At 43.2% G+C, this 6,851-nt stretch carries 10 protein-coding genes; 7 read left to right on the top strand and 3 right to left on the bottom strand.

Annotated elements, in window-relative coordinates:
• Positions 1–88: 88 nt before the first annotated feature.
• Positions 89–541, bottom strand: a complete 453-nt coding sequence (locus M977_RS23580; RefSeq protein ID WP_064519549.1) for a conjugal transfer protein TraD — start codon at positions 539–541, stop codon at positions 89–91.
• Between the two features lie 52 nt (positions 542–593).
• On the opposite strand from M977_RS23580, the gene M977_RS23575 reads away from it, so the two are divergent.
• Both M977_RS23575 and M977_RS23570 read left to right on the top strand, forming a co-directional pair.
• Positions 594–1,730, top strand: coding sequence for a MobA/MobL family protein (locus M977_RS23575; protein ID WP_425339057.1), 1,137 nt, complete (start codon positions 594–596; stop codon positions 1,728–1,730).
• Complete coding sequence (locus M977_RS23570; RefSeq protein ID WP_157092139.1) at positions 1,723–2,250, top strand: hypothetical protein; 528 nt, start codon at positions 1,723–1,725, stop codon at positions 2,248–2,250. The genes M977_RS23575 and M977_RS23570 overlap by 8 nt, the downstream gene beginning before the upstream one ends.
• Before the next feature lie 166 nt (positions 2,251–2,416).
• Here the strand turns inward: M977_RS23570 and M977_RS25430 are convergent, their stop codons facing one another.
• Positions 2,417–2,578, bottom strand: coding sequence for a hypothetical protein (locus tag M977_RS25430; RefSeq protein ID WP_157092138.1), 162 nt, complete (start codon positions 2,576–2,578; stop codon positions 2,417–2,419).
• 294 nt (positions 2,579–2,872) lie between these two features.
• Here M977_RS25430 and M977_RS23565 point away from each other — a divergent pair, with 294 nt between their 5' ends.
• From M977_RS23565 to M977_RS23545, 5 genes are all read left to right on the top strand, one after another.
• Positions 2,873–3,472: a replication/maintenance protein RepL gene (locus tag M977_RS23565; protein WP_245163547.1), complete on the top strand. Its 600-nt coding sequence runs from the start codon at positions 2,873–2,875 to the stop codon at positions 3,470–3,472.
• Between the two features lie 72 nt (positions 3,473–3,544).
• Positions 3,545–3,865 (top strand): helix-turn-helix domain-containing protein, encoded by a 321-nt coding sequence (locus M977_RS23560; RefSeq protein ID WP_064519538.1) that lies wholly within the window; start codon positions 3,545–3,547, stop codon positions 3,863–3,865.
• Between the two features lie 141 nt (positions 3,866–4,006).
• On the top strand, positions 4,007–4,969 hold the full coding sequence (locus M977_RS23555; RefSeq protein ID WP_064519535.1) for a TrbL/VirB6 family protein: 963 nt from the start codon (positions 4,007–4,009) through the stop codon (positions 4,967–4,969).
• 2 nt (positions 4,970–4,971) lie between these two features.
• Positions 4,972–5,214: an EexN family lipoprotein gene (locus tag M977_RS23550; RefSeq protein WP_064519532.1), complete on the top strand. Its 243-nt coding sequence runs from the start codon at positions 4,972–4,974 to the stop codon at positions 5,212–5,214.
• A gap of 312 nt (positions 5,215–5,526) precedes the next feature.
• A complete protein-coding gene (locus M977_RS23545) occupies positions 5,527–6,192 on the top strand; it encodes a hypothetical protein (RefSeq protein ID WP_064519530.1) in 666 nt (221 codons plus the stop codon).
• A 264-nt stretch (positions 6,193–6,456) separates the two neighbouring features.
• Here M977_RS23545 and dinQ read toward each other — a convergent pair whose 3' ends face one another.
• The gene (gene dinQ, locus M977_RS23535) at positions 6,457–6,687 is read right to left on the bottom strand and encodes a damage-inducible type I toxin DinQ (protein WP_064519527.1); all 231 of its coding nucleotides are present in this window, start codon (positions 6,685–6,687) and stop codon (positions 6,457–6,459) included.
• Between the last annotated feature and the right edge of the window lie 164 nt (positions 6,688–6,851).

Raw genomic sequence — 6,851 nt, 5'->3', positions numbered from 1 at the left:
AGCCACCAACTCCGCACCGGAAACGTAAAAAAGCCGACCTCACCAGTCGGTTTTTTTACGCCTGAATTTCATTATCCCGTAAACAGCACTACGATTCATTGCCTTTAAGAATTTCAGTACCCTTTTGTTTCCATTCCTGCCATTTCGGATTATCTCTCGGCAATTCACTCAGGCCAGCCAAGGCACCAACGAGACAGGCCACATCCACCACTGGCTTTCCTGTTTCCTTATCTACCAAGCCAACCAGACTCATTAACCCTGCCGCTTTGTATAATTCATGATCCCTTGCTTTACGCTCTGCCCTAGCCTCTGCTTTCTTTTCAGCATTCAACAACGCTGTAGCCTTTGAACGTGCCTCAATCGCACGTTGTTGTGCTTTCTCGGCTCGAATTAGCACACCAAGTTTTTTTTCTTCTGCGGGTGTTAATGTTTCCTTCTCCGCAAGCAGAACAATCATGCTTTGTTGTGTATTAGGTGATTTCAGCGATTGAATATAGGTCAGTCTCTGTTTAAGCCATTCATCATTTTTTACGTTAGCCATGTGAGATTATCCTTGTTGAAATTAGTATCATTTTGTTGATTTTATCATCTGGATGGAAAAGCGAAAAGGCATTACAATCCTCTCTAATATTTTTAGAGAGGCGCACTTAGTAGTTTCTCACTACGTTAGAGAAACTGTGCGCTCCTGCCGAGGGCTAAAGGTCAACATCATGGCATCTTATCATCTGACAGTGAAAACAGGCGCAAAGGGGAGCGGTGCTTCCCATGCAGCCTATATTTCACGCGAAGATAAATATGCCAACAAAGACAAATACGAGGATCTGGAACACAAGCAACACGGGAATATGCCTTTGTGGGCAAAGGATGATCCGCTTTTGCTATGGAAAGCCGCTGATAACTTTGAGCGTTCAAACGGTACGGCATATCGTGAATTTGAAGTTGCTTTACCCAGAGAAATGACACCCGATCAACGCCTTGAACTGGTGAACGAGTTCATAAAAAAAGAGATAGGTGAGCGCCATGCTTACCAGTTCGCTATCCACTGCCCGAAAGCAGGGATTGAAGGCAAAGAGCAGCCCCATGCTCATATCATGTTTTGTGAACGAATCAACGACGGCATAGACCGCGATCCTGAGCATTTTTTCAAACGTGCAAACAGCAAAAATCCAGAACTGGGAGGCGCGAAAAAAGCCAGTGCGCCACAGAGCCACACCCAGAGGAAAGAGGCGCTGATAGCACTACGAGAACGATGGGCTGAACTACAAAACAACCACCTGGAGAAACACGGACATGCTGACCGTGTGGATCATCGTTCGCTGAAAGAGCAGGGCATCAACCGCGAACCCGAAAAGCATATGGGGCCGAAGCGTGTATATGACCTGACGATTGCACAGGCCAGCGCCATTCTTGAACGCAGAGCAGCAGAGAGAGAACTGGAGCAGGCCAACACTATCCGGGACAGCTTGATTGACCTGTCCGGGGACTTCCGCACAGCACTGGCAGAGCGGGATAAAAAATTATCACCGGCGCTACCTGAAAATGACGAGCTACGGGCAGGAGTTGAAGCGTTTAAAAACAGCTTTGCCGGAAAGCAGGAATTTATGCGCGGGTTTGAGGAATACAAACAGGAACAGCAGCGCCAGCGCGAAACAGAGCGGCAAGAGCAACTCAGGAAAGAGCATGCTCGAGCGCGCACAAAAGATAACGATAGGGGGTTTGAGCATGACTGATGAGCAAAAACTATATGGCCTGATGGCTATCGTCGAAGAACAACAAAAAATGCTCGATGCGGCACTGAAAGACATTCAGACCACATCGCAATCACTGGCTCAGGAACGTACGGAACTCGCCAGAACAGTAAAAAGCATTGCTGAAACAGTCGGAGAGTCGGCGTCAGAATCGCTTTTAAACGCACTGGGAGATGCTCAGAGGCGTTTTAGTGATGAAATGAGTCAGACTACAAGCGAAGCGCTAAAATCGGCTCATAGCGCTAATCAGGAGCTTGAGAAGGCAAAAAAAACCGTCTCAGAGTTTACCCGCGATCTAAAAGGCACGATGGCAGGTGAGATCCGAAGGGCAGCGATTCAACTCACGGTGATATTTTCCGTGATAGGTGCGCTCAGTCTGGGCGGGCTATACGGGTACTTTCTGCATCAAACCAGCAAAGAGCAGGAATCCGCTGAATACTGGATTCAAAAAGGCAACACCGCTTTTGAGAAGTGCCAGAAACTCAAGAACTGCCGTGATTAAGCCTGTATAGCCCCATCATACGCACCCTGAAGCCTTAACCACTGTTCCGGTGTGCTGCCGCCAGTTTGAAAGCCATATCAGGCGTTACGGCAGCTTTTCAGCGAGTAACAGATCCACGTTCAAAGCCCCCGCCAACTGCCAGAAATTCATTTTTAGAACGCAATTTTTAGATGCAGAACACTTTACCCATAAAGCCCTCAAAATATTGTTCGTGAGAAAGATCCGCTCGCCGCAAGACCGGATTAGGGAGCGCAAGCGAGTCTGTCCGATCGAGGAAGCGGCATTTAGTCAAATCAGCCATGAAATTACGGTCACTCAAAGCGTCCATAGAGCACCCTCTTCTTAGTTCATATCTGCGGAGTAGATAAGAACTAAGAAGAGATCGACCTGTAAGCCGCATGAATTGGGAGGCGTTTTTTCAAAATAGGGTAGAGGGTCTATCAGAACTAGTTAGACAGGCTATCGCTAATCACGCGCCAAATGGATTATCACTATCAGATTTAAGCTCTTTATTGAGACTGCGAGTCAATTTTGTGAGGCGGGGTCTATCAACAATAATTTAGACGTTCTATCAAATATAGTAAATTTTCCCATAGACACACTATCAAAAAATGATGTATTTTTGAGAGAAGAAATTACATTTATGAGCTTGGGTCTATCAAATATGAGTGCAAAAATGAAAGAGATTGTGCGGTATGAAAGCAACCCGTTCATTGAAGGAATGGTTGTTCCTATCAAGGGGCAGAAGGTACAACTCTCTAAGTTAGGGAAAGATAACAACATACTGGTTAACCAAACAACGGGTGAAGTACATGGAACCCATGTCACAACATACAGGAAGGTTGATGCAGAACAGTTTGTTAAACTTTTCACAGCGAATATAGCACTCACTTTTGATTTAAAAGCTGCGGGCATCAAGGCTTTTAATGTTTTGGTCTGGATGCTTCAAAACACCTCTATAAGTAAAGATTTAGTACCTTTGGACAAAATAGCGTTAGATGAATTTTTAGCTGCTCATGACGATAGAAAACCACCGATAAAGCTTTCACAACCTACATTCTGGCGAGGATTAGCAGAATTAGAAGCTGCTCAAATAATAGCTAAACATGTTAGGCAAGGCTGGTACTTTATTAATCCTAATTTTGTATTTAATGGTGATAGGGTTGCATTTACAACCTTGATAGAACGTAAAGAAGATACTGAGGAATTGCCAAAAGAATAATTTTAACGCAAGCAAATAGAGCGGCGAACTCTATTTGCTTGCTAACCACCACAACCTAGATAGGAGGCTGTAATGGCTATCCACGATTCTACCACAGGCAACCATGCCCCGTGGTTCAATATGTCATGCGGTATTGCTCAAAAGATTCTCCCTGAATTGTCTGAGAGAGAAGCTGAAATTTCAATTCTTTATTCCAGTGGGGTTGATGTTCGTTCTATTAGTCACTTTTTGTTTATTTCTGATAGAACGGTGAATAATCATTTAGCTAATGCAAAGCAGAAGCTGGATTCAAGAAATGTCGCAGAATTACGTTCATCCATTCTATTAAGATTTTTAGTTTGTCAAATAACCAATCAAAATTACTCAGCAAGGGATGGTGGGAAAAATGTTTAATTTATACGGTCTATTTAAAAAGAATAATAAAACAAAGGAGGGCAGGATATTTTCTAATGTAGTTGCTTCTATTCAAGGAATAGTCATCTTTGTGATAGTAGCTTCAATGATCGTCTATGTTCTGAATCACGGAGGCTTCTAATGGGCGTTGTGTCTGATTTTATACTTCAAACAAAAACGTTAGTCATGGATGCGGTAGCGTCTAATTTTTCCATTGTGGCCACAACAATAAGACCCGTTTTCGCGGCGGCGTTCCTACTTTACTGCTGCGTTGTTGCCTGGCAGATTATCTATAGTAACAAAGAAATAATTGTTAATGAGGTCATGAAAAACCTCATAGTATTTAGTTTAATCGGCGCGTTCGTCTGGTCAGCACCTTACTATCAACAATGGGTTGTCCCGTTTGTGATGGATTCAGGTTCTGAGATTGCTACAAAACTTACAGGAACCAACGCCGCCACTGGTATGGATGCAATGTGGGATCAGCTTGTTTCATCGCTAGAAACATTCAAATCTGACGGAATTGATGCTCTCGGTTGGGATTTTGGGCCAATACTTACAATTTACGCAATTTACTGGATAGGTTATTTAGGTGGCGCTATTTTAATAATCTATACGTCAATATTCCTTTGCATTGCAACATTCATGACTGGAATATTACTTTCCGTGGGTAGTATCTTTATATGTTTTGCTGGGTTCCCTACAACAAGGGAAATGTTTACTAAATGGTGTGGCAACTGTTTAAACTATATCCTGTTAAACGTTTTTTACGCTATATCACTTAGCTTTGTGGTAAAATTAATAGATAAATATACCCAATTTGACCCTACTGATATTACTTTCTCTAGTGTAACAACATTACTTATCGTTGTTATTATATGTATCGCTATGGTAGAGCAAGTAGCTGTCTTATGTTCCGCACTTACTGGCGGCGTTGGTATTAACGGATTGGTTCCCGGAGGTAGTTCTTTAGCAAGAGCGGCAGGATTATCTAAAGCTGCTGCATCTATGCGAGATAAAGCGCCTGGAGCAGCAAAGGCTGGGCTTCAAAGGGGTGCGGCAGCACTGGCAAATAAATTTAAAAATAATGTAAAAGGTGGTTGATCATGAAAAATATAATAATCGCAGTTTTTATTATTACGACTGGATATGTTGGAATTGCCAGTGCTGAAAATGTGAAAACAATAAAGTATTTCTCTTCCCACATTGAAGAAGCTAAAACGATGGCAAAAGACTGTAACGTGAAAGAAGTCGAATGTAAGAACGCTAAATACGCTGCGTGGGAAGCAAGCCACAAACCTAAAAAAATCCCTGAATCCAAGCCTAAATCAGAGCCAGTGAAGAAATAAAACCTGCTTTACAGGTGGGAGGCTCACTATGTGACCCCCCACCTCTTTAAAGGTTATTCATCGTGCAGCCGTACAATCACTAAATCGGAACCCACCGGAACGGCGGGACCCCGCGATTTAGCGTTTGACGGTTTAACCTTTGATTATGATGGAAGTGACTAGGGATAATTTCCGAATTCCAAGCGGCCCCACTAATTACAAACCTCCAAAACCCACTCAAATTAAGAAATTTTCAACCAAATATAAAGATTGATACTCGCGCATGAAAATGCAATTCTATGCGTGAGATACTTACTTTAAGTGGTGACAAAAATGGCATTTAGAGCAGACGAAGCAGCAAAATATGGTTTTGAGCGAGCATTAAATATTCTTTCGCCATATGAAGCAAAACCAGGACAGCGGGAGCGTGTAAGAGCGAAGTTAACAGAGATTGTTAATGAGTGTGGCCCCGTTGTAGATGGGTATCCTGCATGGCATCCATTCCTGTTAGAGACTGACTCAACAGCATGGTCACCATCTACCCCTCATGGTTCTCCTAGTTTTAAAAATCTCGACCATACGGTGTATTTGGCTAATGGCATCATTACCTGCCCATATCCTCATGCTGTAGAGCAATTGTTTGCATCCATTCAGCAATTACGCCATTCATCAGCGTACTTCTATATTGAGCGAATAAATGATGTTGTCATGCACGCAGAAGGTGCAGTACCAATTCTGATTAAATGTGTATGGAAGTCAGAACTAAACGTTGATGGAACGATACCAGGCCGAACAGCCATCGGATTGATGTTAGAACGTGAAATTCCAAATTGGAAAGTGGCCGATTATTCGGAACCATGGGAAGCAATGAAAGAAAGTATGTTGGGCGAACCTCATGGTGCACGTTCTTCATTATTTGTTGATCAGCAGACCGGGCAAATGATGAAAACCATATGGAACCAATTAATTAAAACGGGGTTGTGGGGAAACGAACGTTAAGAGAATAGGCCGCAAGGGATGTACGGAACAATAATTTTCGATATCCAAACTGCCCCTACTATAGCCACTGTACCTATTAAACCCGCCGCAAGCACAACCGGATACCATATTGTTTCACGGTTAATTTTCGATGTCTGAGCCATTAATCTGGCTATTTCAGTATGAATTTTTTCGAGTTCTGCGGCGTTCATATCATCCATCGTCCTGTTTATTAAAGGCCGTGAAGTGGTTAACTCCACGGCCTTAGCTACGTTTCCGTTATCTTCAGAAGAAGATGCGGATCAGCTCTAAAAGCACGATTACAACTTTCAGAACCATGATGATTTTATCAATCATGCGTTTCTCCAGTAGAACTGGAGGAAGAACACCGCGACTTGCTCTTACACTGCCTGTTATCACGGCTTCTACATGGTCAGATGTTGAATGTTCCCCTCCTGCCAGAGCACTAAACACAGCACCATCTGTTTGTTCAGTCAGGACTTTTAAACTGTTCATACCCGCTAAACGGGGGTTAAGGGCAGGAGAACCACTTAACAGAGCTAACCTGCTGATTATACAACGCCTTGGTATGTAACCGCTAATACTAGTGTTGTGGTTGACACACAATACCCTGGGCATATAATTAACTTGTCAGATGTTGAATGTTCCCCTCCGGTCAG

The sequence above is a fragment of the Buttiauxella gaviniae ATCC 51604 genome (genome assembly GCF_001654835.1).
GTDB classification, from domain to species: domain Bacteria; phylum Pseudomonadota; class Gammaproteobacteria; order Enterobacterales; family Enterobacteriaceae; genus Buttiauxella; species Buttiauxella gaviniae.
The sequence above is the reverse complement of the archived record's forward strand: the minus strand, read 5'-3'. Positions and strand labels throughout refer to the sequence as shown.